Source organism: Sphingomonas sp. IW22 (genome assembly GCF_041321155.1).
In the GTDB taxonomy this organism is placed as follows: domain Bacteria; phylum Pseudomonadota; class Alphaproteobacteria; order Sphingomonadales; family Sphingomonadaceae; genus Sphingomonas.
In genome coordinates this window covers 1-25984 of record NZ_JBGGWB010000007.1, presented here as the reverse complement: position 1 = coordinate 25984, position 25984 = coordinate 1, and the positions used below count along the sequence as shown (strand labels likewise).

Genomic DNA, 25984 nt, shown 5'->3' with positions numbered 1-25984 from the left:
ACCGGACACCCTCCCCGATCCTCCTCCCCTTCCCGTCCCGCGCTTCGCGGGGGTTAGCCACGGGGGTCATGGCCCGAAGCGCAGGAGAAACGGGTATCGGCGGGAGGTCAGGCGGTCAGGCGCGCAAGCACCGCATCGGCAGTTTCGACCGGCACGAAGACGCGGGTCTTGTAGGCGATGATTTCGGTGAAGCAGCCGATCGACTTCAGCCACGGCAGCTGGTTGGCCGGAGCGCCCACGATCTCGATGCGGGGGCTGGTGTTGACGCGGACGCGTTTGACCTCGCATGCGAATGGCCGTTTGATGGTCACGGTGCCACCTTCGAGGGCGGCCTTGACGACTTCCGCAGGGCTAAGGACATCGTTGCTCTCAAGCCCCAGTTTGGAAAACAGTGCGGGCACGTCGCGGGGAAACACCATGCGCCCGAGCCACGAGCGCCCGCTGTCGTCGACCACCCGGTTGACGACGAGATGATCGCTGGGAAGGGCCGACCAGATCGGCAGCAGGAGTCCGGTCGCAAGGCGGATCGTCTCGGTGTCGACCTTGTCGAGGATCTCACGGACCTCGGCGCTCCATTCTTCCTCGAACCGCGCGCGCGAACATTCGCTCCAGGCCGTCTCGTAAAGATCGTTGAGCGCCAGATACTCGTGACGGGAGGGACGCATCAGTTCGATCCGGGGAATCGCCACGCCATCTTCGGTCAGCCAGGGCCGTGCGTTGGTGCGCAGGGCAACCTTGCCGGACTTGCCGTTGCGCACGAAAGCCGCGCTTCTGTCGGTATCGGCGATCCGCAGGACGCGCTCGAGCGAAACCGGATTGCGGCGGCGGGTGACCTCGATCGTGAGGAGATGGGACGTCGCTTTGCTGACCGGATCGGTGCGCAAGATCCTGTCGTCGAGGACGGTTGCTGTCTCCACCGTCATGGTCTCGACGCCGACATCGAGCGTGCCTGCCTCGCGCGCGGCAGCGACGCGGGCTTCGACCAGGGCGAGAAACTCGTCGAAGATGACGTTCTGCAAGCCGATCGGCAGCGCCAGAAGGCGGTTGAGCCAGCGCTGGATGGGGGGCAGGTCCTCCTTCAGCACGCCATCGGTGTCGAGCAGTTCAAGCCCGGTGCGGTGTTGGAAGTCTGTGAGGTTGGTGCTGGTGAGCTTGCCGGCGACCAGCAGATGATACCAGCTGACGAGGGCCGCCTTGGCATATTCGCTTTCCAGATTGTCGGCGGGATCGAACAGGTTCTGCCCGCCGGTCTGGCGCTGACCGCGAGTGAGCGCGCCCAGGCTGTCGAGCCGGCGCGCGATCGTCGAGGTGAAGCGCAGTTCGCCCTTGCAGTCGGTGGTCACGGGCCGGAAGAGAGGCGAGCAGGCCTGATGGGTGCGATGCGTGCGTCCGAGGCCCTGGATCGCCCGATCGGCCCGCCATCCCGGTTCGAGGAGCAGATGCGCACGCTGTTGCTGGTTCCTGGCGTCGAGGCTGGCATGGTAGGAGCGCCCGGTCCCGCCCGCGTCCGAGAAGACGAGGATGCGTTTGGTGCCCTCCATGAATGCGGCGGAGTCGGCCTGGGTGGCGCGCGCGGAACGCGATTCGAGCTTCTGCCCGCCACCTGGCAGATTGATGAGCCGCTTGGTGCGTCCGGTGACCTCGGCCACCATCTCGGTGCCGAACCGCGTGATGATGGCGTCGAGGACGGCGGCGATCGGCGGCAGGGCGCATAGCTGCTCGATCAGATTGTCGCGCTCCGCTTCGGCTTCCGGGTTGGTGACAGGGTTGCCGTTGGCATCGAGCAGCGGTCGCGATCGGACCTCGCCGGTGTCGTCACGGTAGAAGGTCATCTGCTGAACCGGAAAGGCGCGGGTCAGATAGTCGATGACGGCTTCGCGGGGCGAAAGATCGATGTCGAGATCCGCGCGCTCATCGGCCGAGAGTTCGCCGAGGCGGCGGTCGAGGATGGCTTCGGCCGTCGTCACCAGCTGCAACACGACGGATTGATCTGCGGCAAGATGCTGTTCGATCGCGGCGATGACGGTCGGCAGCTTCGACGACAGGAGGAGTGCGCCGAAAAAGCGTTGCTTGCATCCCTCGAACCGTGAGCGCGCTGCGGCCTTGGCGCCGGAGTTCAGGGTCTTGCCCTCGGCAGCATCCACGACGCCGGTGAGTTCGAGGGCTTTTTCCAGACCGCGGTGAATGATTGCCCATGCGTCGGCATAGGTGTCATAGACTTCGATCTGTTCGGGCGTCAGTTCGTGGCGCAGGATGTCGTATTCGACGCCTGCGAAGCTGAGTGCGCGCGCGGTATAGAGTCCTGTGGCCTTGAGATCGCGGGCGACCAGCTCCATCGCCGCGATGCCACCCTGACGGATCTGGGTGATAAAGGCTTCACGGTTGGCGAAGGCGGTATCTGGCCCCCACAGGCCGAGCCGCACCGCATAGGCAAGATTGTTGACCTCGGACGCGCCGGTGGCGGACGCATAGAGCACGCGCGCGAGCGGCAGATGGTTCTGGAGCAGGACCCCTGCGATGCCCTGCTGCGACCCCTTCTTGGTGCCCATCGATCCCTCGCCGCCTGCAACGCCGCCCATCTCATGGGCTTCGTCGAAAGCGATCACGCCGTCGAAATCGGCACCTGCCCAGGCAATGATCTGGTCGAGCCGCGTGGCATCGCCCCGGTTTGAGCGCAGGGTCGGATAGGTGACGAACAGGACTCCCTCGGCCATCGATATCGGCTCGTCGATTTTCCAGCGCGAGAGCGGCTGCACATCGGCGGCAAGACCGCCCAGCGCGGTCCAGTCCCGGATCGCATCGGCGTGCAGTGCTTCGTTCTTGCTGATCCAGATATTCTTGCGACGACCGGCAAGCCAGTTGTCCAGAATGACGGCCGCGACCTGACGCCCCTTCCCTGCCCCGGTGCCGTCGCCCAGGAAATAGCCTTTGCGATAGGCCCGACCGTCGTCGGCGAGGACCAGGCCGACGCCTTCCTTGTCGGGCTTTGACAGGCCGGGGATGAACTGGGTCCAGGCATGACCGGCATAGACGACGGTCTCGAGTTGCGAGGAGGACAACAGCCTGTCCGTCACGGTTCGCTCAGGGAGCGCGGGCACATGGGAGGGGATCGGCGCCGGGATCGAGCCCATGGCGATGGATTCGACCAGGGCGGTCGGATGCTCCCCAGCGGTATCGAAGACGATCCGGCTCGGGCGATAGGGAAGATAGACGCCGGTCTGCTCGGCCAGCGGTGCCGCCGTTTCGAGGACGGCATAGCTTACGGGAAGCACGTCGTTGCGCGCCGGTGCGCGGAAGATTCGCGGCGTGGCGGCGGGCTTCGACTTGACGCTGCGCATCAGCGAGATCGGGCCGCTGCGTTTGACAGGCGTTGGCGCGACCGCGGTCATTGGCAGGCGTGGCGGGATCGCGAGGACATCGAGAAGGTCAGCGACATCGCGGCGCTGGATCGTTGTTGTCGTGGTATCGCCCACGGCCTTGTCGATGACGTAAAGGCGGACTGCGACCCCGGTGCCGTGCTTGCCATAGGCATGGGTGAGCCGGATCGAGGTGCGGAGGCTGACGCTGGCGAGCGTGGTCGACCAGACCGATGCCATGCGTGCCGATTGCGCAAACCAGTCGGGCATGATTGCCACGACGCGTCCCCCCGGTGCCAGACGTTTGATGGCGGCCTGGAGATGGCGGACGGCTGCCAACGCATCGGCGCCGCGGCCGAGCGACCGCGAGAATGGCGGGTTCATGAGGATGAGGCCGGGGCGCGGTGCTGCCGTCATGACGCTGGCGATCTGTGCGCCGTCATGCCCTGTGACGCTGGCAAGTGGATAGGCCGCTGCTAACCGAGCGCGGCGGGCCGGGTCGATCTCATTGAGATGAAGCGCCGCGACAGGTGGCAGGCAGGCGATCAGCAGGCCGTTGCCCGCGCTCGGTTCAAGGACGATATCGTCGTCCTGTGGCGCGGCAAGCAAGCAGGCAACCGCCGCAAGGTCGAGCGGCGTCGAGAATTGCTGCCAGTCGATCTGTTCCTCGCTGCGGACGGTCTGGGTGGGAAGTCGGCCGACAAGAGCGATCGCCTCTGCGATGCTTGGAGGCTTTGCCCCGCCATTGACCGCCAGGACGGTCGCATGCTCGAGGATTTCGAAGCTCTCGCGCTGGGTCCAGTGGCCATCGGCGTCGCTGCCGCCAAAGGCGTTTGCCATTGCGTCGTTAAGCTTGGCGCGGGTGATTTTGACCCCGCTTGCGATCGAGGCCGCGACGTGACGGGCAGCAGCGGTGGCATTTCCGGCGCGGGCAGGCGCCGTATCGAACAGGTCGGTCATGGGGATCTCCAGGGCTTGGGCTGCTCGTGCAGCTCGCAAACCCGATCCCCCTCCCCTTCAGGCTCCTGGCTTCAGGACGTCGGCCCAGTCGCCGAAGCGCGGCGGTGGCGGCATCCGCTTGAGGATGAACCCCTGTGGGCGGTAGGCGGCCCAGGCTTTCCGCCGCGCGCGCCGCCCTTCGAAATCATTATCCTCGGCGAAGATGAGCGTGGTGACACTCGCGGGGATATAAACACGGTCGAGGCGCGCTGCGCCAAGGGTCGCCCAGCAGGGAATGCCGTGGATCTGGCTGAAGGCAGCCGACGTCTCGAACCCTTCGCCAAGGGCGAGTGTCTCGCGAACGCGCACCCCCTGCCACGTCGCGCCGCCCGGCGTTCCCAGGGTGACCTTGTCGAGATAGCTCCCGGTCTCAAGGTCGAGGAAAATACGCTGGATCGCTCGAAGTACGCGCCCTTCCCGCGCCGCGACCAGGAGGGCCGGGAGAAAACGGGTCAGGGGCTTTGGACCCCACGGGCAGCGCGGATGAAAGCGCAAGTCGTCGAATGTGCCGGTGATACCGCGAAAGCGCAGATAGGCTTGCGCCGGCGTACCCTCGATCGGGAGAGCATCGTTCCACAATCGCTCGAGATTTGCGGGGCGTCCAGCGCGCTGGGCGGGAGGTGGCTCGTAGCGACGACCCGGTTCGATGCGGGCGATCTCGCGCAGGACGTCGTCTGCCGCGCAGCCGGCAAAGCAATGGACCAGGATGCCGTCATGCCCTTGCCGCAGCGACAGGCTGGGTTTGGAATCTGCGTGCGCAGGGCACCGGCACATGGCGTTGAAGCCGTGCCATGTGCCGCCAAGGGTGCCGACGATATCGACGAGGGTCTGGGTGGGTTTAAGGGCAACGAGGGGCATCACATATCCTTTCTCGTCTGCTCGACCCCCCTCCCCTTTTCTGATCGTCCTATCAGCGGTCCTTCGTAAACAGCGCCCAGGCTTCTTCGATGAGTACGCCCTGGGTGACGCCTCGGCGCTGAGCTTCATCCGCGATTTCTAATGCGACATGCGGCAGTACCTTGGCGTGGACTTGTCCTGTTCTTGGACTTGGACGCCGACCAGCCTTGCGAGGTTCAGGGTCGCGAGAAACGAACCCATGTTCTTCTGCCGCCTCGTCTGCCGCTCGGAGTGCAGACGCATCTTGTGGTTTTGGCCGGGTTTTCAGGCCACCGATGTCGATGGCGAAACTTGGCTTTTCGGTCATCGTGCAGTCTCCTTCAGTCGTTCTACGACGGCTTGCATAAATGCTGAGGCGTTCTGCTGTGCTGCGACTGCATTCCCCTGGGGTGGCATCGTGTAGAGATCGCCACCGAATTCGAAGAGGCTGGAGAAAGCCGATCGTTCCAACAGGTCGGGTTCTATAACGTCAACGCCTTGTCCACGGAGCGAAGCGACAATCCCGGAATGCTGCTTGGAACGGACTGTTTTTGTCATCGTGAATACCGCGGCATATCGAATCTGCCGACCCAGCGATTCCTCTTCTTCCATTATCAGGGCGATCGCGCGTGCGCCGATTGTTGCATCGAGAGTGGTTGCTCGCATCGGTGTAATAACAAGATCGGCTTGCGATATCGCTCGCGACATCAGTCGTGAAGCCACACCTTCCATGTCGACGATGACGATTTCCCCATCGCGATCGAATTCTTTGATTGTTTTGATGACTGTCGATTCCGTCACGTCGTTGAGAACCTTGATTCTCGGAGGCAATGCTCCTCGGCTTGCCCAAAGGCTGACGGACATATTCGGATCGCAGTCTAGAAGCGTAACGGGCACGCCAGCGTGAGCGAGTTCCGTGGCCAGAATGACCGCTGTGGTACTCTTGCCGGCCCCTCCTTTCGGGGACGCGATCGTGATTGTTGGCATGGGGACCCCCTGAATGTTGTTGCCCGGAGCGCTTTCGCAAACCGGGTTTTGGTATCAATCGGATATGCTTATCAACCGGATTTCATCGATGACCAGATATGGCAATTAACCTGGTATATGCCATAACCGGATTGGAATGGAAACCCGGTATTGGCGTCGACCGGGTACTCGAGATGACCCGATAATTCCTTGCACCTGATAAGAGGGCTTACCCGATAATCCCTTATACCTGATAACACATCATACCTGATATTCCTAAATATCCGGTTTCCCAGATTATCGGGTGATCTCAATAATCCGGTATAACCTCTAACTCGGTTCGTCAAATTATCCGATTAGGATCGTCATGCGCCCAGGAGCGATGAGGGCGTGCACACAATCGTGCACAGCGGGCTTTGACCGAAGCCAAGTGACTTAGGGCCCGGAAGCAAAGCTCATTTGGTAGTTGCACGATCTGATACGATCAGACTGACGTCGAGTAGAGGGGCGCTCTGCCAATTTAGCTCAACAAGTCACCCCTTGACGGACGCACAGTGTAATTTTTTTCCACATTGACCGGATTGGTCGACTCTGGCTGTTTGAAGCTATGAACTCATGCCTCGCAATAAGACTTGTAACAGGTGTAACAGCGATCGCGGCCGTTTCTTCACCCGTCGCTGCGTCGCAGCGTAGAGTCGAGATCGTCGCCTTTGGTGACATATCCCGGGGTGCTGTAATTGATGTCGGTCCCGCGCGCGCTATCCCCAGGCAAGCAGACGTGCCTGAGATTGGTGTTTCGCCGGAAAGACTTCAAGCCGATTTCCGCAATATTACAGCGGGAGAGAACGCCTGGGGTTCGGATATACCGAATCCTTCGGTTTCTGTTCCTCTTTGGATGCAGACCGGCACGGTGATGACCGGCGCAGCTCGGGCTGCGCAAAATGTCGTCGCACCCTTCATGTATAGTCCGGCCGCCTGCTCAATCACGCCATACCGTCCGCGTGGCGATCTGGCCCCTTGGCAGGAGGCACGAAGAGCGCGCTATTTCCCGATGATCTCAGCCGTAGCTTGTGAAGCTGGGGTCCCGACCGGCCTTCTCGACGCTCTAGTGGCCCAGGAAAGCCAGTATGATCCGCTTGTGGTCTCGCCCAAGGGCGCCGTTGGCCTGACCCAGTTGATGCCTGGCACGGCGCGCGGGTTGGGCGTTTACAACTCTCGCGATCCGCTTGCCAATCTGAGGGGAGGGGCGAGGTATCTTCGTTCTCACCTAGACGAGTTCAAAAGGGTCGACTTGGCGCTGGCAGCCTATAATGCCGGTCCGGGTCGCGTTCGTATGCTCGGCCGGATACCGCCGTTCCGTGAGACGATCGATTATGTTGCCGCAATCACCAAGGGTTGGAGCAACGGCGTGTCAAGAATGGCGTCGATCCAGACGGCTTCCCACCCCAGTCTTCCTAGGATAGCGCAGGGCAGGGGGGTCGAATTGTTTGCCTACACATCAACGAGTGTTTCAAACCCCAGATAGTGTGCAAAATAGATCGCAATACATAAAACTGCCGGCGCACCTTGGAGATAGTTGATCTGCCAACGTACCCAGACCCTGGGGAGCACGAGCATCTTATCCAGCGTCGATGTTGTGGGAAGACCGATTCCCCCCTGTCGATAGTCGTAAGCTGTTTTGGCAATTGCGAAGGTAGCGCACATTAATGCCATGACGCCGACGGCGGCATAGAGGGAGAGCCAGGCCTGAACTGTCGCTTGGGGCATGTTCGCTACCTAACAGTAAGATCCTGTCGCTTCCTTAACTCTCTGATCGTGCCGAAGTTACCGGAGGCTGGATCAGTTTGCGCTAAGGGATGCAGTCGCGTTGAGCGCGCGAAGGGAAGGGTGGCATCGTTGGATTAGCGCTCTTAAGCTGCGCAGACTGGCGCTATGGTCCCGTTCATCAACGAAAATCAGCTGAACCAAGCATGAAGGCGGCCTTTTGAGCGCCACGGTAAACGCTTGCTCCTTTCGGGAGCACCGCGGCGCACAGCGCCGCGTTCCACGGCTCAATCTGGCGTTGGCGGCTGTGGCTAGTCGGGGTTGGTGGTTCTAGGGCTGTCTCGCCGTCAGGCGTTAGGGCGTTGGCCGACCAGGCCAACTCTTCTCACAGCTTATATAATATGAATCTAGGAGCGGTTGACCATTTTTTTGAGACTCTTGGTTCTCGATGGCCATGGCGAGGCTGTCCAATATGCGCCGCAGGTCCACATCCACAATCTCCTCGGCAACAACCTGTCGGGGCGAGCGCCATAGCCTCATCGCCTCGATCTCTTCGATCCGGTCGACCTCACGCTGCACCACGTCATCGGGGAGAGGAATGGGCCGTAGAAAACGCGGAAGGAATCGCGCGAGCCTGTTGGGAAAGCTCATCCGATAGACGTTGGACGTTTGTGCGTTGCGGGCCTTTGGACGATCGGCGGGAGGATCGATCGGTACGCACCGGCGCTGTTTGTCGAGCAATCCCATTTTGGAGAGGATCGATAGCCCGCGTCCAACGCTCGCGCGAGAGAGTCCGGTGTGCGTCTCGATCCATTCCCAGGTTGGGAACACCTTGCCAGCGCAGTTGCGGGCAAGATCGGTAAGCTCCTTGAACACGCGTACCGCTGCGGGCGTTATCAGCGTGAGGAGCTGTTCATCTTCGGTGAGTGGTCGCCCCTCGGCGCGGGCAAGCCGGCGGACCGCGTTCTTGCGCTTCAGCAGTTCCGTGGCGTTCTTGTAGAGCCGATCCGGCTCGCCCTTGGCGTAGCGGTAGAAGAAGTCGTCCTCGAACGTGCCGGCCTTGCGGCTGTTTGGGTGAACATGCGCGCGCGTCGGGTTTGCCGCCCCCGATCGTGATTTCGGCCGCGTACGCTCGATTTGGTCGAGCGCCATGAAGCTGGCTTTCGCGAGGGTAATAGCTCCCATCTTCCGTCCCCTTGTTGGGACCGGGACCAGGCAAAACTATAGCGTGGCGCGAAGGGCGCTCCCTTGAACAAAAGCTCGGGAACGGGTATGAGAAGGGACTGTCTGTGGCCCGATCGATGCCTGCAAGCATCGCTCATCACGTTCCAGGGTGCCCGGCCTTCGTGCCGGGCATTCGTTTATGTGGTCACGGTCGCTCCATATCTTCGATCATCGCTCGCGATTATCTGCGGCCCCGATTTTGCAAAATTAGCTTTGCTGATGAAAGAAGAACCGTTCGTGCTTTCGCGGATGGGGAAGGGGAATCGTTCGTGCTTTCGCGGATGAAACGGCTTCTCTTCGTGCTTTCGCGGATGAAAGCGGTCCGGCTATTCGTGCTTTCCCGGATGAAAGGCCCTCTTCGTGCTTTCGCGGATGAACGCGAATCGCAATACCAAGTTGGCAACTTCAGGCTGCGATTAGTGTGTTCCGTGGTTCGATACGCACGCGGCTATAACTCGGCGGGCGACTCTTGGGCGATGCGGCCTTTGCTCCGATCAGAACAAGGCGGTAGTCGGGGATGGCGTCGGCCTCCGCGATCGCTTTCAAGGCGTGCCGGAAGTGCGGCAGGGAGTTTTGGTATCCGAGCTGACGGCGCAGTTCGTCCAGGTCCATTTCATGCGGTCCCGTGGCGCAAGTGGACCGCGCTATTTCGTATAATCGGCGCTCCACTGGACCGAGTTGGAAATACCCGTTGGCGTAATTGAGTATTTGCCGGTCATGGAGGATTGCTCGGTAAAGCCAGTCGCAAAGCCGGACGCGGATAGCTTTTAGTCGTCGGACATCGCTCTGGGCATCCTTATTCCGAGTGTAGTAAAGCTTCGCCTCGGACAGCCACGAAAAATAGCCTTCCTCACCTTCGCCGCCCGCCTCGATGTTAGTCTTGATCTGCGTGCCCTGTAACCGCTCCAATGCCTGCGAGAGACGACTGTAGGACCGCGCGGATGGATTGTTTCCGGTGACGCAGAAAAGGTCGTGGGCTGTGAAGTGGAACTCCTGGGCCACCTCCTCTCCAGCCTCAAGACGGGCGATCATTAAGCTGGCGATGTAGAGGACGATTTCCTTGTCGTAGATCGTCGCGGCTCCCTTTGCGGTCGGGACAATCTCGATCGACACGGTTCCGTTGTCGTAGGCGAGTGGTTTTGTCCACTTACCTTTGCTTAGTGCGAAGAATGGGAACGCCATCAACGACCGATCGCCCCGCACGTCAGCGAGGAGCGGGCTGTCCATTATAAAGAGGTCGCGTTGCTTCGGTGCCATAAGGTTCATCCTAGTGGTTGGTGCGGTCTGGGACCACCATCCGCGAAAGCACGAAGAGAGGTCGTTTCATCCGCAAAAGCACGAAGAGGGCCTTTCATCCGCGAAAGCACGAAGCGAAGCCGCTTCATCCGCGATAGCACGATGAGAGCGGTAAGTTCGTCGGCCCGGCCCCTGCTTCGGCCTTGTACGGCATGACGGATGGGTACCATCTTCGTGCTTTCGCGGATGAAGCCAGGTAGGCAGGGGTGTTCTCGCAAACGATCCTTTTTGACGCGCTTTCATTTGAGAATGTGTAGCAGCCGATCAACGTCTCTCAAAACGCTTTCGCGAAACAGATGGGCCATGCTACGCATCGGGGATGAGTTTTGAGAGTGATCCATGCTGATTGGCTACGCCCGGGTGTCGACCCCCGAGCAGGATCTCGCACCTCAACTCGCAGCGCTGACCGATGCCGGCTGCGAGAAGGTATTTTCCGACAAGGCCAGTGGCGCAAAAGCCGACCGCGCTGGCTTGGCCGATGCGCTCTCTCACGCCCGCACGGGTGACACACTGGTGGTGTGGAAGCTCGATCGGCTCGGCCGAACCATGAAGGGTCTGGTCGATCTGGCCGCCGAGCTGTCAGAACGGAAGATTGGCCTTCGCTCCCTCACCGACGGCATCGACACTGCCGGGACCGCCGGGAAGCTCGTCTTTCACATCATGGCCGCTATGGCGGAAATGGAACGCGACCTGATCCGTGAACGCACGACCGCTGCGCTCATCGTTGCCAAGCGGGGCGGCAGGATAGGGGGGCGTAAGACAGTGATGACGCCACGGCGGATTGACGCGGCGCGCAAGCTACTTGCTTCCGGAACACCAGCTCGGGAGGTTGCCCTTACCATCGGCGTCTCAGTGGCAACGCTCTACCGCCATCTACCTGCGCCGGAACAAGAGGCTATCAGTGTCGGCAATGATACTGCCCTCTAACCAGTAAATAAACAAATTGGATGAATGCGCTTTCTCTGGCGCTGGAGATCGATCGGTGCGGCTAGTCGGAAATACGGGCGGTGAACGGACGTTTGATATTCTGAAAACGTTCAAGGGGCAGACGCTTAGCATTCTTACTGACCAAGTTTCACTTTTCGGAGCGCAGTCGGCGCTCAAAGTTGGGCCCCAGGCGCTTGGGCGCGTTCTGCTTGGGGCAGCGGCAGACGCCTCGATTGGCGGGGACGACAGCGATCGGGTTCGCCGCAATCGCCTGCAGATCCGGGCAATATCCACTGCGCTTGGTCGGGCACTCGCAGCTGCCGACATTCGGCAGACACGCCTTCCTCCTTCACAAGCAGTGCTCCTTACTCAGCAGGGTGCCATCATAGGCAATTGCAATCTGACCACTGCCGGTCTGGGCATTGCTCCACATTCTCGGCTTGGATTTGTGCAGCAAACCGAAAGCGAAGCTGAACTGGCCATGGTCAGCCAGTGGTTTGAAACCGAGTGGTATGCTGCCGACCCGCAAGGAGCCGCGGTCACAGCTCTAACCAATGCTGTTACCGCTGCCGCAGCCAACCATAGCCCTGGCGCTGTTTATACTCAGGCCCTGCAACAGCTCTTCGCCGAGATGGAAGCCGGTACCGATGAGTCACGCATCGTCGATGCCGCAACTGGCATCCGAGAGACGCAGATATGGTCTAAGCTCTACCAGTTTCAGAAGGATGGTGCCATCGGCGCCATCGACAAGCTGCAGCGGTTTGGTGGCTGCATCATCGCCGACAGCGTGGGTCTGGGCAAAACGTTCGAAGCCCTGGCCGTCATCAAATACTTCGAGCTGCGCAATGCCCGCGTGCTCGTCCTCGCTCCCAAGAGACTGCGCGAAAACTGGACACTGTGGACGCGCAACGATGTCCGCAACATGCTCGCAGCAGATCGCTTCGCGTTCGACGTGCTGAACCATACCGATCTGTCGCGTGAGGGTGGCCAATCCGGCGACATCGACCTCAGCCACATCAACTGGGCCAATTACGATCTCGTGGTTATCGACGAGAGCCACAATTTCCGGAACCGTCCTGCCGGCAAGGGCGAGCGGGAGAGCCGGTATGACAAACTGCTCAACGCCGTTGTCAAAGCTGGTGTAAAAACCCGAGTGCTGATGCTGTCGGCCACCCCGGTCAACAACCGTCTTAACGATCTGAAAAACCAGATCGCCTTCGCCACTGAGGGACATGACCAAGCGCTTGCCGGGCACGGCATAGCCAGCATCGCGGGAACGATCCGCATCGCACAGGGCCAGTTTAACCGGTGGCAGCAATTGCCAGAAGCGGTGCGCACGCCGGCTAAGCTACTTGAAATGCTGGGCTTCGATTACTTCCGCCTGCTGGACCTGCTGACCATCGCGCGTAGCCGGAAGCACATAGAACGATACTATGGCACGGCCGAAACCGGCACCTTCCCAGAGAAGCTTGCGCCCGCCAACATCAAGTCGGACGTCGACCTCACCGGCTCGTTTCCGCCGATCGTCGAGGTGAATAACGAGATCCGCCGGCTGAAGCTCGCCGCCTTCGCCCCGCTCCGCTACGTGCTGGATGACCGACGCGCAGCCTATGAACGCCGCTATAATCAGGACGTTGCGGGCGCTGGTGGTGGCGCCAGCGTGTTCCGTCAGCTCGATCGTGAGGAGAGCCTGATCGCGTTGCTCCGGGTCAATCTGCTCAAGCGGATGGAGAGCTCGGTCCATGCATTCGCGTTGACGATCGGGCGCCAACTGGAGGCGGTCGAAGCCCTGATTAGCCGCATCGACGCACATGACGACAGCGTCGCCGCGCCCACGATTGACGACTTGGACGATGACGATCCCGCGTTCGATCAGCTTGGCGTTGGGCGGAGCGTCCGCGTGCTGCTCAGCGACGCAGACCTCGTCCGTTGGCGTCAGGATCTGGCCGAGGACCGGGATCGGCTCGCTCGTCTCTACGCTCAGGCTCAGGGAGTCAGCGCGGAACGGGACGCCAAGCTAGCTGACCTGAAAAAGCTGATCGCCAATAAGCTGACCGAGCCGTTCAATCCCGGCAACGTCAAACTGCTAGTGTTTACGGCCTTCGCCGACACCGCTGCCTATCTCTACGACGCGATCCGAGCGGACTACCCGCATCGCATGGCGCTGGTGACAGGATCGGGTCGCAACAGAACCACTCACCCCAAGCTCCCCGCCGACCTCGGTTCGATCCTCACCGCTTTCGCGCCTCGCGCGCGGTCGCGGCCGGAGGGGCTCGCAGGCGAGGAGGAGATTGACCTCATCATCGCAACCGACTGCATCTCTGAGGGCCAGAACCTCCAAGATTGCGATTGCGTCGTGAATTACGACATCCACTGGAACCCGGTCCGCATCGTTCAGCGCTTCGGCCGTGTCGATCGCCTGGGATCGCCCAATGCCGTCATTCGGCTGGTCAACTTCTGGCCGAACATGGATCTGGACAGCTATATCGGCCTGGAGCGCAGCGTGTCGGGTAAGATGATGCTGCTCGACGTCTCGGCCACCGGCGAGGAAAACCTGATCGAGACGCAGGCGGGCAACCAGATGAACGATCTGGAATACCGCCGTCAGCAGCTGGAGACGCTTCAGTCGCGCGTGGTCGATCTGGAGGACCTGTCGTCGGGCGTCTCCATCACCGACCTGACCCTCAACGATCTGCGGCTGGACCTGGGTCGCCTTTCGCCGGAGGAGCGCACGGTGCTCGGCAAGCAGATGCTCGGCACCTACTCGCCGATATTCGCCAGCGACGACTTCCCGGCCGGCGCGCTGTTCGTTCTACGCGCCGCGACCGCCTCGGCGGAGCGCGCCATCGCCAAGGGCGATCCGCTGTTTCCACATGCCCTGATCTATGTCGGCGCCGACGACCGCATCATTCTGCCGCACAGCCAGCCCAAGCGGATGCTGGACCTGCTGCGGCTCGCAGCGGCGACACCGGCCGAGCGGCAAGCCGAGGCCTGGACGCGCTTCGATGCCGAGACGCGCGGCGGCGAGGCGATGGAGGCTTGGCAGGCGCTGCTCGCAGCCGCGATCCGCGGTGTAACCGGCAAGGCCGAAGAGCGCGCAGTCGAGAGCCTGTTCACCACCGGCGGAATAGAGGGATCGGGCGGCGAGAGCGGGCTGGACGATTGGGAAGTCGTCTGCTGGCTCGCGATCCTGCCCCCAAAATGAAGCGACACCATGATGATCACGCCCGCCGATGTCCGCGCCGCGCTGGCGCTGCCGCCGATGGACGCGCCAGCGCGGCGGCTGCCGAAGGAGGTGCTCGCCCAGCATGGCGCCGCCAACACCGCCGACCGGAAACTGATCGACGGCGCGATTGAGCGGCTGGACTGGTGGGCGACGCTGTCGCCCGCGACGATCGGAGTGGCGGCGGGCGTTGATGAGGAGCGCCCCGTCCCCGCCATCCAGCTGCTGGCGCTGACCGCGCGGGCCGAGCCGACGCAGCGGTTGCTGACGCTGATCCACCGCGCGATCCCCGTGCCGATTATCCTTGCGACCGCCCTGCCTGGTGGAGCCGGTGTCCGTATCAGCCTCGCTCCCTTGCGTCGGGCGGAGCGGATCGCCGACCAGATGGTAGTCGAGCGCCTGCTCATCGCGCCGGACCTCCCGGCGCGAGGCGATGCCGCCACCGCCGCCTTTCTCGCCAGCCTGGCACTGCCCGGACTTCCGCAGACGACGCTGGCTGCGGTCTATGGTGCGCTGATCGAGCGGGTCGAGGCGCTGACGGTCGTGCGCGTGGTCGGCACGGCGTTCCAGCTTCTTACGGACGCGCAGGCGGTGACGGCCCGGCGCGATGCACTCACCCGCTATAAACAGGTAGAATCGGAGTGGCTCACCGCCCGCGCGGCGGTTCGGCGTGAAAAGCGGCTCGCGCAACAAGTTGCACTTGGAAATGCAGCGCGGCTGCTGAAAGATAGGCTCAGCCTGATCGAAGGGGAGCTGAAGGCACGCTGATGGGAAAAGGGGGGTATCATGGCGGCGGCACAATTATCGGCTGGGGGGCGCGCTGGTCAGACTGGCAGGACTTTCCCAAACCCGAGCTGCGATCCCCCCCGGCACAACCACTATCCAAGCGTGCGAAGCGCCGCGCTAAGGCGCGGGCCGAAGCCGAGGCCGCGCAACGATGGGGGCAGAATCTACAGCCATCAACTCGGACGTCGAAGCTTACTCAGGAGCAGCTGCTACGAGGGCTAGGCTTGCTTCCCTTGCCGCCGAAGCCGCAGAATCGCGGCGACATCCTTAAGCGACTGGTGGCGGAGGGCATCCTGCTGCCTACTGGCCGCCCCAACCCCGACCATCCTGATGTTCGCGCAATCGAAGCGCGTACGGAGAAGAATACGTGACCGACGCCAACGATCCCATTCCCCAGATCACCCGAGAGGACGAGGCAGCGGGCAGCGGCGACCTTGTCGCGGGCAACGTCGCGCGGCTGAAAGCGCTGTTTCCGGAAATCGTGACAGACGGCAAGGTCGATTTCGACGTGCTGCGCGAGTTGCTGGGCGATGATGTCGAAGAGGGCGAGGAACGCTATGGCCTGAACTGGAAAGGCAAGCGCAAGGCCCGCGCCTTTGCGATGACGCCGAGCCTTGGGACGCTGCTGCCTGCGCCGGAGGATAGTGTCGATTGGGATACGACGCAGAACATCGTCGTTGAAGGTGATAACCTTGAAGTCCTTAAGATACTTCGCCGGTCCTACTCCGGAGCGGTGAAGCTAATTTACATTGATCCGCCATATAACACTGGACATGATTTCGTTTATCCAGATAATTATAGAAATTCGCTATCAAGTTATATGGCTATAACCGGTCAGACGGGATCCGCCGGAGAGGCGCTGAGTAGCCAATCCGAAGAACATGGACGATTCCATACCAATTGGCTCAACATGATGCTCCCGCGCCTGAGCATCGCGAAGGAGGCTTTGGCAGATGAGGGCTCTATCCTCATCAGTATTGATGAGGCTGAGCAGGCGAACTTGGTTTCGCTCTGCCGAGAAATTTTTGGAGAAGAAGCATATGTCACGAGCTTGATCCGGCGGCGGCGCATGGCAAGCGGGATGCGGGACTCGGGCATTTCCCCGGATCATGAATATGTGGTCGCGATCGCAAAAAATGTTACGAAACTCGAAGTGCTTGGATTCGAGAAGGATGCAGCTGACTTCCCATATGAGGATGGGAAGGGAAAATATCGAAGCACTGATCTGACTGTCGGCATGGGGCGAGCGCTCCGGCCAAACCAGTACTACGCCATCAAGAACCCGAGAACAGGATCAGAATTTTGGCCCAGTGAAACGCGCGTGTGGCGCTTTGAGCCGGGCACGATGGCCAAGCATATCGCCGATGAGAATATAATTTGGCCAGATGACGTTGAAGGCGACAGAATGGCTCGCCCACGCTTCAAGACAAGGTATGAATCAGACGGCGCGGCGCGAAACCCAGTATCCTCCTGGATCGAACGCTCTTCGACCGTGCAGGGCGCGAAGTCTCTTGTGTCAGGACTTAACGAGGAGGCAACTAAGCAAGTTAGGGACCTGTTCGGTGAGCAGGTTTTCGACTACCCAAAGCCGCTTTCTCTAATCCAGAGCTTACTAAGAGCGCTAACGAGCAACCATGATATCGTTTTAGACTTTTTTGCAGGTTCCGGAACAACTGGACACGCAGTGTTCGCGCAGAACGCAGAAGATGGCGGAGCCCGCCGCTTCATATTGGTGCAATTACCTGAAACGCTTCGGCCAACTGATCCGGATCAGAAAGTCGCCGCAGCCATGTGCAAGAAATTGGATAAACCCCTCAACATTGCCGAGCTAACAAAAGAGCGCCTCCGCCGCGCCGGAGCGAAAATCCGTAAGGAGCATCCTGACGCGAAAGTCGATACTGGCTTCCGAGTATACAAGCTTGCCACGTCGAACCTGAAGCCGTGGCAGCCGGACGCTGACGACCTGGAGGCGAGCATCCTCGATGCCGTCGACAATGTCCTGCCCGGCCGGACCGAGGAAGACCTTCTGGTCGAGCTACTGCTCAAGACCGGCATCAATCTAACCCTGCCGGAGGAGAAGCGCAGCATCGCCGACCAGACCGTTCACGCGCTGGGCGGCGGCACGCTGATGGTGTGCCTGGGCGATGTCGGCGCGAACGATACCGAGGCGCTGGGTCAAGGCATGGCCGATTGGGTCGAGGAACTCGATCCGGTGCAAACCACGGTCTATTTCAAGGATACCGGACTGGGAGCGGACGGGAACCGCGCGGCGACCAAGGCGAACCTCGCCGCCATCCTGCGCCAGCGTCTGGGCGATCGCATCGCCAAGATCGCCAGCATTTGATCGGGCGCACCATGAAGTTCGTCTTCGAATCCGAGCTGCCGCATCAGGTCGCCGCGATCGACGCCGTGGTCGACCTGTTCTCCGGGCAGAAGGAGCGGGAGTCCCTGTTTACCGTCGATCCGCGGCGGGTGGCAGGTGAGCTGGACTATGCTGAGAAGCTGCTCGGCTACGCCAATCGCTTCGACCTCCTCGACGAGGCGGTGCTGGAGAATCTGCATGCAGTGCAGAACCGCCATGCCCTACCCGCCTCGCCGGAACTGGCGGTTGCCGCCAAGGGCAAGAAGGATCCCGGCGGCGATTACAAGATGGACTTCACCGTCGAGATGGAGACGGGCACGGGCAAGACCTATGTCTATTTGCGCACCATCTTCGAGCTGAACCGGCGCTACGGCTTCACCAAATTCGTCATCGTCGTGCCCTCGGTCGCGATCCGCGAAGGCGTGAAGAAGACGATCGAACAGACGCGCGACCACTTCCGCCAGATCTATGACGGAGTGCCGTTTGAGAGCTTCGTCTATGACAGCTCGGACCTGTCGCGGATCATCGATTTCGCCTCGTCCTCATCGATCCGGGTGATGATCGCCACCGTGCAGTCGCTCGGCACGAAGACCGCCGTCTTCCAGCAGGCGCGCGAGCAGACCCGTGACATCCCCGGCGTGGAGTGGGTGAAAAGTACGCGGCCGATCATCATTGTCGACGAGCCGCAGTCGGTCGACGCCAATCCTACCGGCGCCGGTCGCACGATCATGCGTGCGATGCAGCCGCTGGCGACGATCCGCTACTCGGCGACCCATGTGGCGAAATTTCACCCCGTCTACCGCCTCGACGCCTTCGACGCGCACGATCGAAGGCTTGTGAAGTCGATCGAGGTCGACGGCGCGCAGATTCAGGACGCCGACAACAGCGCTTACGTGAAATTGCTGGAGGTCGAGGCCAAGAAGGGCCAGCTTCCGCGAGCCCGCGTCGAGCTTGCCAAGCAGATGAAGGGCGGCGTCTCGCGCCAATCGGTATGGGTATATGACGGCACCGAGCTGACCGACGATCAGGCATCCGGAGGGCGCACGATCTATGCCGGCTACCGCATCGGCATCATCGAGAAGATGCGAGGCGGCGGTTCGATACAGTTGATCGTGCCAGGCGATGGCGTGAAGACCTTGGAGGTCGGCGACAGCTGGGGCGATGTCGACGCAGCCTCTCTCTCCCGCGCGATGGTGCGCCAGACGATCGAGCATCATTTCCGCAAGGAGCTGCGCAACCGGCCGCTGGGCATCAAGACGCTCAGCCTGTTCTTCATCGACAAGGTGGCAGACTATCGCCTGTATGACGAAGCCGGGTCCGCTCACCCCGGGCCGCTGGCGATCATGTTCCAAGAAGAGTATCATAAGCTGGCCGCGCAGCCGCGCTTCCAGTCGCTGTTCGCCTCGGTGCCGGCCGACGCCGGACGCGCGCATGACGGTTATTTTTCGCAGGACAAGAAGGGCCGTTTCACTGAGCCGGCGCTGAACAAGGAAGGCGAGTTCTCGAACCAGAAGAGCCGTGACGATGCCGAGCGCACCTTCGACCTCATCATGAAGGATAAGGAGCGCCTGCTGGACGAGGCGGAACCGCTCCGCTTCCTCTTCTCTCACTCCGCGCTGCGTGAGGGCTGGGATAACCCAAACGTCTTCCAGATCTGCTCACTGAGGGAGATGGCGAGCGAGACGCGGCGGCGTCAGTCGATCGGTCGCGGCCTGCGACTGTGCGTCGATCAGACCGGTCAGCGGCGGCGTGACGAGGGACTGAACGTCCTCACCGTCATCGCGCAGGAAGGCTACAAGGCGTTTGCCGAGGGCCTGCAGTCCGAGATGGAGCAGGCGCTGGATGTGAAGCTCGGCATCGTCACCGCCGATCTGTTCGCAGGCCTGACCTACACCTTGCCGGAAGGCGGGACAGCGATCATTTCCGTGCAAGAAAGCCGCGCCGTGTTCGATGGTCTCGCCGGGGCCGGGTTGATCGACGAGAAGGGCAACGCCAAGCCTGAACTCCGCGCCGCGCTTGCCCAGAACAATGTGCCGCTACCGGGCGATTTACCGGAACCGGCGGCCAAGCTGATCCGGGACATGCTGCACCGCTTGGCGCGCAAGGTTCCGGTAAGCGATGCTCGCGACAAGCGGCAGGTAAAGCTTAATCTTAAGGTGCTGGAAGGCCACGACTTCCAGATGCTGTGGGAGCGGATCAGCCGCAAGACAACTTATCGGCTGGATTTCGACGATGCGACGCTGGTCGCACGGTGTGCGCAGGCGCTCCGGGATATGCCACGCCCCGGCGAGGCGCGCGTGACGTTCGAGCTAGCCGAGATGCTGATCGGCCGCGAGGGCGTGACCCCCGAGAAGGTCGCCACGTCACAGCCGCAACGTCTCGCTGCTGCGCGTCTCGACGTGCCAGACTTGCTAGGCGAACTCCAAAACCGGACGGAGCTGCCCCGGAAGGTCCTCGCCAACATCCTTGTCCAGTCTGGGCGGTTGGCGGACGCGGCGGTAAATCCATCCGCCTTCGTCGATGCGGTGACGGCGATCATCCAGGCCGGAAAGCGGCTGATGATGACCGATGGGATCGTCTACAAACCGCTGGAGGAATGGTGGGCGCAGGACCTGTTCGTGGCCGAGGACGATGTACCTGTCGACCGGCTCGTCTCGGTCGCCCACGCGCCTCTCGACCATATCGTGACGGACTCTAACATCGAAGCGGAGCTAGCCAAGGCGCTTGATATTAGCGGCGCCATCAAGGTGTTCGCGAAGCTGCCCGCGACCTTTAAGGTCACGACGCCGCTCGGCACCTACAATCCAGATTGGGCAATCGTCCGCCAAGAGGACGGCCGGGAGGACGTCTATCTCGTTAGCGAGAGCAAGGGCGACCTGAACACGCTTCGTGAAGCTGAGAAGGCGCAGATTGCCTGCGGGAAAGCACATTTCAAGGCATTGGAAGTCCCGTTTGTGACCGCCACGAACCTCGCCGGGATTCTAGCTCAAACTTGAACGGCGACCGATCCGAGGAAAAACCAGCCACTCGACGATCACTCCGTTCGCTTTTTGTTCCATCATGCGTTAGGCGGGTAGCGAAGGGAATCAACATGCTGCCACTGATGCAGCCGGTCCCGCTCGCCAACGTGCCGAAGGGGACTGTTCTTCGCATCGTGGGTGCGGCGGGAGCCGGCTTTCCAAGCCCCGCCCAGGATGGGGGCCGGTGAGAGGATGGTCGAAAACGTACGCGTCCCGGCCTTGCTGGTGGAGCCGGAGCGGCCTGAACCGTTCACGGGGTTTGTCGATCTCGCCCCAAAGATAGTCGCCGGTCAGGCCTACATGCTCCCAGCCCAGCGGGGCGACGTGGGCGAGCAGTTCGTCGGGCACGTCGACGCCGCTGCCGCGCAGATGCCGGACGGCGCGGTCGAGATAGACGGTGTTCCAGAGCGTCACGGCCGCGGTGACGAGCGTCAGGCCGGAGGCGCGATGACGCTGGTTCTCGAAAGTCCGGTCGCGCAGTTCGCCGAGGCGGTTGAAGAAGATGGCGCGGGCGAGCGCGTTGCGGGCTTCCCCCTTGTTGAGGATGCTGCCGGTGCGGCGCCGCTGGTCGGGATCGTCGAACCAGTCGAGCATGAACAGGGTGCGCTCGACCCGTCCGATCTCGCGCAGGGCGCGCGCGACCGGGTTCTGGCGCGGGAAACCCGCCAGCTTGCGCAGCATGACCGAGGCGCTGACGGTGCCGGCACGGATCGAGGCTGCAAGACGCAGGGTTTCGTCCCAGTTCTCCTCGATCGCGCGGATGTTGACCGGCCCGGCAACGAGCGGGCGCAGCGTCGACCATGGATCAACCGGCGACAGGCCGTATAACCGGCGTTCGTTAAGGTCGCGGATACGGGGTGCGAAGCGGAAGCCGAGCAAATGACACAGGCCGAAGACATGATCGACCGCCCCGGCGGTATCCGTCGCATGTTCGCGGATCACCAGTTGGCTCTCATGGTCGAGAAGGCCATCGAGGACATGCGCGGCTTCGCCGGCATTGGCGGCGATGACCTTGGTATGGAACGGCGTAAAGCGGTCGGTAACGTGGGTGTAGAACAGCACGCCGGGTTCGGTGCCGTAGCGGGCGTTGCGATCGGCGCGGGCCTCGCCCTGACCACCGGCGCGGAAGAACTGGCCGTCCGACGACGATGTGTCGCCCGGTCCCCAGACCGCCGCGAGGGGATGCGCGGTGTGGCAATCGACGATCGCCGCCAGCGCCGACAGGTAGGTTTCGTCGCGCACATGCCATTCCGCCGTCCAGCGCAGGCGAGGCAACGTCAGCCCGCGCGAACTTTCGGCCATGCGGCCCAGGCCGAGATTGGTCGCATCGGCGAGGATCGCACCCATCAGCGCGGATTGGTCGGAGGCGGAGGCGCCGCTGCGCGCATGGACGAAGCGGTCGGCGAAACCCGACCATGCGGCGACCTCGACCAGCAGGTCGGTGATGCGGACGCGCGGCAGCATCGCGTAGAGCCGGGCCTTCAGTGCATCGGCATCGTCGGAGGGAGAGCGCCGGATCGGCGAGATCAGCAACTGCCCGCGCTCGATTGTCACGTCGACCAGCTCGCCCGCCGCGGCTGCGCGTTCCACCTCCGTCATGCGCCGGACCAGTAGGGTGCGGCGCTCCTCATACCATTCGGGGAAGTCGGTCGGCACGGCCAGGCGCAGATCGCCGGTCGCGCGCATCGCCTCAAAAGTGGGCACGGGCAGCTGATAGTCGTCGAGCGTGCGATAGGCGCGGCTGCCGTCCACCCAGATGCTGCCCGACCCGAGCCGCTCGCGCAGATGGACGATCACCGCGATCTCGTAAGCGCGCCGGTCGATCGTCCCTTCCGCAGGCTGCACGACCTTGCGCCAGCGCGGCTTGATGAAGCTGGTTGGCACCCGCTTCGGCAACATCGATCGGCCATCACGGTACATCGTCCGCAACGCCTCGACCGCGCCGAGCAGCGGATCGCCCGATCGTGCGGTGCGGAAGGTGAAGGCGGCAAGAAACGTCGGGGCGAACCGCCGGACGGCGGTATAGCGTTCGACCACTTCCTCCAGCCCGTCGTCGGCCGAGCGCGTCAGGTCCTCGGCGAAGCGGATGCTGCGTTCAAGTTGCTCCCAGCCCACCTTGGCGTCGATCGTGCGGAAGGCATCGCGCCCACTCGCGCGAGCATCGACCAGAAGGCGACCGAGCCGGGCATGGAAGCGTGCGGTGTCCTTCAGCATCCGTGCCTGGCCGAGCAACCGATCGGAGCGGTTGCGGTCGGCGCGGCGGAACAGCGCGCCCACCATCTTCTCGACCATGACCAGTGCGGCATCAGTCAATCCCGCCTCCATCTCGATCATCGAGGCGATGAGCATGGCGAGCCGGCGCAGGCGTTCGAGACGCCGCAGGTGCTGGGCGGTGACGATACCGGCGGTCCGTGCGATGACGGCATAGCGGGCGACATGTATACGTCGCGCCCTATCCGCTGCGATCCCGATGCCGCGCACAGCGTCAAGCCGTTCGATAATCCCTTTCAGGTTGGCGGCCGAAGGGGCTTCGGGCCATTCGCGTATCCACCCGAGCCGGGTGCGGCCGTGGTCGTCGGTTGCGATCAGATGTTCGAGCGCGGCTTCCTGCTCGGCCGAACAGTCGCGGATCAGGTTAGCATGAGCGGCCTTGCGCGCCCGTGTCCGCACGATAAGCGCGAGCCGTTCCAGCGTCGATGGTGCCGGCAGCACGATCCGGTCTGCGCGCAGGCGATCGACCATGCCGGCGACAATCGTCTCGCCCCGGTCGGTCGAGGCGGCGATCTCCGATCCCAGCGCCAGCATCGCTCGCACGTCCACTCGCGCAAAGGCACGCAGACCGAGCAGGGCTTCGATTTCGGCACGGTGTTCGCGCAGCGTCGTGGAGCGCATGGCATAGCCGGTGAAGTCGTCGGCCGCGCACCCGATCTGCTCGGCGAGCAGCTTGAGTATGGCGTCGGGCACCGCCTCACCCATCAGCAGCCCGCGGCCGGGATGACGCAGGTAGCAAAGCTGCACCGCGTAGCCGATCCGGTTGGCCCCGCGCCGACGTCGCGCCACCTGCGCCAGATCATCGGGACCGAGCGTGTAGAGCCGTTCAATCGTCGCGCGATCAGCGGGCGGATCGAAGATGGCAGTGCGCTGCGCGGGCGACAGAATGGTCTTGGTCGGCATCGGTGTCCTGTTCGTCACGAAACAGGAAAGCGGACCTGTTCATGGAGCATAGACCAGAAGACGGGTTATGTGACAGGATGAGGATTGTTGGAGGAGCGCTCCCGCTCTGTCACACGAACGGACGTATATGTGACAACGCAGCTCGGTTACGCGCGAGTGTCCAAGGCGGATGGCAGCCAGGTTCACGACCTTCAGCACGACGCGCTGGTCGCGGCCGGCGTCGATCCCGAGCATATCTATGAGGATGCCGCGTCGGGCCGGCTCGACAAGCGGCCGGGGCTGGATGCCTGCCTGAAGGCACTGCGCCGTGATGACACGCTGGTCATATGGAAGCTCGACCGCCTCGGTCGCGACCTGCGCCACCTCGTTAACACAGTCGGCGACCTGACCAAGCGTGGCATCGGCCTCAAGGTGCTGGCCGGCGAAGGCGCGTCGATCGACACCACCACCGCCAACGGTCGGTTGATCTTTGCGATTTTTGCCGGCCTCGCCGAGTTTGAGCGCGAGTTGATCGTCGAGCGCACCCGCGCCGGTCTCGAATCGGCACGTGCGCGCGGCCGACATGGCGGTCGCCCGTTCAAGATGACGCCCGCCAAACTGCGGCTTGCCCAGGCGGCTATGGGCAAACCCGAAACCAAGGTCGCCGAGCTGTGCGCCGAGCTGGGCATCACGCGTCAGACGCTCTACCGGCATGTTACGCCGAACGGAGAGATCAGGACGGACGGACAGAAGCTTCTCGCTCGAAAAGCGCGCCCATCGATCAAGGCATGACGAATTTGAACAATCTCACGTTCGTATTCATCGGAGGGGAGCATCAGGTCCTGCATCTCGCGCCGGTCGCCGCAGAACTTAGCCTGAGCCATCCGGATATCACGGTCCGCTGCATCTGCGCCGACGACCGCACCGCCGCCGCCTTGCGCGCAGTGGCTGCGGCGATGAGAGCCAGCACGATGACCGTGACGCAGATCGCCTGGCCTTGGGCGGGCAGGATTGCAGCGCGCATAACGGGCAGCCGCTCGGCGGCGAAGGGGCCCCTGCTGGCGCGGATCCGATGGCAGGCCCGCAAGACCCAGGCCATCATCGTTCCCGAGCGCACCTCTGCGGCGTTGCGATGGCTCGGATGGAAGCGTCCGCTGGTACATTTCCGCCACGGCGCTGGCGACCGTGCACCATCCTCCGAAGCCAAGCAGAGAGCCTTCGATGCCATCTTCGTTCCCGGACAGAAAGACATCGAGCGTGCCGTCGCGCAAGGCCTCAGCCGTAAGCGGCTTTCGGCCGTGGGCTATATAAAGATCGACTATTTGCAGGCCTTGCCCACCGGACCGCGATTGTTCGACAACGATCGCCCGACCGTCTTCTACAACCCTCATTTTGATCCTGCGCTGTCCTCGATCGGGATCGCTCGCGATGTCATCGCCCGTTTCCGCCAACAGGAGCGGTACAACTTGGTCTTCGCCCCTCATGTCCGCGCGTTCGAAAACCTCGATCCGATCGCGCGAGCGCGGTGGCTGGAACTTGCCGTGCCAGAGCACATCGCGGTCGATCTGGATTCTCCCAAGCTGTTCGACATGAGCTATGCGCGGGCCGCCGACATCTATCTGGGCGACATGTCGAGCCAGCTTTACGAATTCCTCGCTAAGCCGCGGCCCGTCGCTTTCGTGAATGCGCATGGCGCTAACTGGCAGGACGATCCAAGGTACGCTGGTTGGCATCTGGGAGAGGTCGCATCAGGTGCTGACGATGTGCTTGCTGCAGTAGATCGAGCCTTCGAACGGCATCCCGACATGATCCAAAGACAGGCGAAAGCGACAGCGTTCGCGTTCGGCCGCTACGATGGCGCAATCAAACGGGCCTCATACCAACTGCTCCACACCCTGCAATCGCTCTGATCCCTTAGACCCCATGACTGCCCGAGCCTCGGAGGCTCGAATCTGAGATGCTGATGATGGATTTTTCAGCAGCGGAGGCGAGTCATGACGGAGGCAGTGAAATACGTTGGTCTGGACGTGCA

At 62.2% G+C, this 25984-nt stretch carries 16 protein-coding genes and 2 pseudogenes; 10 read left to right on the top strand and 8 right to left on the bottom strand.

Going from position 1 to position 25984, the window contains the following annotated elements; genetic code table 11:
- Positions 1 to 107: 107 nt before the first annotated feature.
- From ACAX61_RS17185 to ACAX61_RS17170, 4 genes are read right to left on the bottom strand one after another with little or no spacing between them, the layout of a single operon-like run.
- Positions 108 to 4316, bottom strand: a complete 4209-nt coding sequence (locus ACAX61_RS17185; RefSeq protein ID WP_063977165.1) for a strawberry notch family protein — start codon at positions 4314 to 4316, stop codon at positions 108 to 110.
- Positions 4317 to 4373: 57 nt separating this feature from the next.
- Entirely contained in the window at positions 4374 to 5213 is an 840-nt protein-coding gene (locus tag ACAX61_RS17180; protein ID WP_063977164.1) for a DUF7146 domain-containing protein, read from the bottom strand.
- A 52-nt stretch (positions 5214 to 5265) separates the two neighbouring features.
- Positions 5266 to 5559 (bottom strand): chromosome partitioning protein ParB, encoded by a 294-nt coding sequence (locus ACAX61_RS17175; protein WP_081261105.1) that lies wholly within the window; start codon positions 5557 to 5559, stop codon positions 5266 to 5268.
- Entirely contained in the window at positions 5556 to 6218 is a 663-nt protein-coding gene (locus tag ACAX61_RS17170) for a ParA family protein (protein WP_063977163.1), read from the bottom strand. Before ACAX61_RS17170 ends, ACAX61_RS17175 begins: the two co-directional genes overlap by 4 nt.
- Before the next feature lie 757 nt (positions 6219 to 6975).
- Between ACAX61_RS17170 and ACAX61_RS17165 the strand changes: the two genes are divergently transcribed.
- A complete protein-coding gene (locus tag ACAX61_RS17165) occupies positions 6976 to 7722 on the top strand; it encodes a lytic transglycosylase domain-containing protein (RefSeq protein ID WP_234781661.1) in 747 nt (248 codons plus the stop codon).
- Here ACAX61_RS17165 and ACAX61_RS17160 read toward each other — a convergent pair.
- The 3 genes from ACAX61_RS17160 to ACAX61_RS17150 all read right to left on the bottom strand — a co-directional run bounded on the left by ACAX61_RS17160 (position 7689) and on the right by ACAX61_RS17150 (position 10442).
- Positions 7689 to 7964: a hypothetical protein gene (locus ACAX61_RS17160; RefSeq protein WP_063977162.1), complete on the bottom strand. Its 276-nt coding sequence runs from the start codon at positions 7962 to 7964 to the stop codon at positions 7689 to 7691. The genes ACAX61_RS17165 and ACAX61_RS17160 overlap by 34 nt on opposite strands.
- Before the next feature lie 351 nt (positions 7965 to 8315).
- Entirely contained in the window at positions 8316 to 9146 is an 831-nt protein-coding gene (locus tag ACAX61_RS17155; protein WP_277788625.1) for a helix-turn-helix domain-containing protein, read from the bottom strand.
- Between the two features lie 444 nt (positions 9147 to 9590).
- Positions 9591 to 10442: a replication initiator protein A gene (locus ACAX61_RS17150; protein WP_155738014.1), complete on the bottom strand. Its 852-nt coding sequence runs from the start codon at positions 10440 to 10442 to the stop codon at positions 9591 to 9593.
- A gap of 378 nt (positions 10443 to 10820) precedes the next feature.
- Between ACAX61_RS17150 and ACAX61_RS17145 the strand changes: the two genes are divergently transcribed.
- The 7 genes and pseudogenes from ACAX61_RS17145 to ACAX61_RS17115 all read left to right on the top strand — a co-directional run.
- Complete coding sequence (locus tag ACAX61_RS17145; protein ID WP_370715954.1) at positions 10821 to 11408, top strand: recombinase family protein; 588 nt, start codon at positions 10821 to 10823, stop codon at positions 11406 to 11408.
- Between the two features lie 448 nt (positions 11409 to 11856).
- Entirely contained in the window at positions 11857 to 14613 is a 2757-nt protein-coding gene (locus ACAX61_RS17140; protein WP_370715953.1) for a helicase-related protein, read from the top strand.
- A gap of 9 nt (positions 14614 to 14622) precedes the next feature.
- On the top strand, positions 14623 to 15399 hold the full coding sequence (locus tag ACAX61_RS17135; RefSeq protein ID WP_370715952.1) for a DUF4391 domain-containing protein: 777 nt from the start codon (positions 14623 to 14625) through the stop codon (positions 15397 to 15399).
- 251 nt (positions 15400 to 15650) lie between these two features.
- Positions 15651 to 15788 carry a hypothetical protein gene (locus tag ACAX61_RS17130; protein WP_370715951.1) on the top strand — a complete coding sequence of 46 codons (138 nt, stop codon included), beginning with the start codon at positions 15651 to 15653 and terminating at the stop codon, positions 15786 to 15788.
- Positions 15785 to 17761 carry a site-specific DNA-methyltransferase gene (locus ACAX61_RS17125; RefSeq protein ID WP_370715950.1) on the top strand — a complete coding sequence of 659 codons (1977 nt, stop codon included), beginning with the start codon at positions 15785 to 15787 and terminating at the stop codon, positions 17759 to 17761. Before ACAX61_RS17130 ends, ACAX61_RS17125 begins: the two co-directional genes overlap by 4 nt.
- A gap of 11 nt (positions 17762 to 17772) precedes the next feature.
- Positions 17773 to 20775 (top strand): restriction endonuclease, encoded by a 3003-nt coding sequence (locus ACAX61_RS17120; RefSeq protein WP_370715949.1) that lies wholly within the window; start codon positions 17773 to 17775, stop codon positions 20773 to 20775.
- Positions 20776 to 20870: 95 nt separating this feature from the next.
- Positions 20871 to 20975 (top strand): annotated as a pseudogene (locus tag ACAX61_RS17115) (peptidase); the annotation flags it as partial.
- A 31-nt stretch (positions 20976 to 21006) separates the two neighbouring features.
- Here the strand turns inward: ACAX61_RS17115 and ACAX61_RS17110 are convergent.
- Positions 21007 to 23973, bottom strand: a pseudogene (locus ACAX61_RS17110) (Tn3 family transposase); the annotation flags it as partial.
- 129 nt (positions 23974 to 24102) lie between these two features.
- Here ACAX61_RS17110 and ACAX61_RS17105 point away from each other — a divergent pair.
- Complete coding sequence (locus ACAX61_RS17105) at positions 24103 to 24744, top strand: recombinase family protein (protein WP_066046204.1); 642 nt, start codon at positions 24103 to 24105, stop codon at positions 24742 to 24744.
- The gene (locus tag ACAX61_RS17100) at positions 24741 to 25862 is read left to right on the top strand and encodes a hypothetical protein (RefSeq protein WP_020817427.1); all 1122 of its coding nucleotides are present in this window, start codon (positions 24741 to 24743) and stop codon (positions 25860 to 25862) included. Before ACAX61_RS17105 ends, ACAX61_RS17100 begins: the two co-directional genes overlap by 4 nt.
- Positions 25863 to 25984 lie beyond the last annotated feature (122 nt).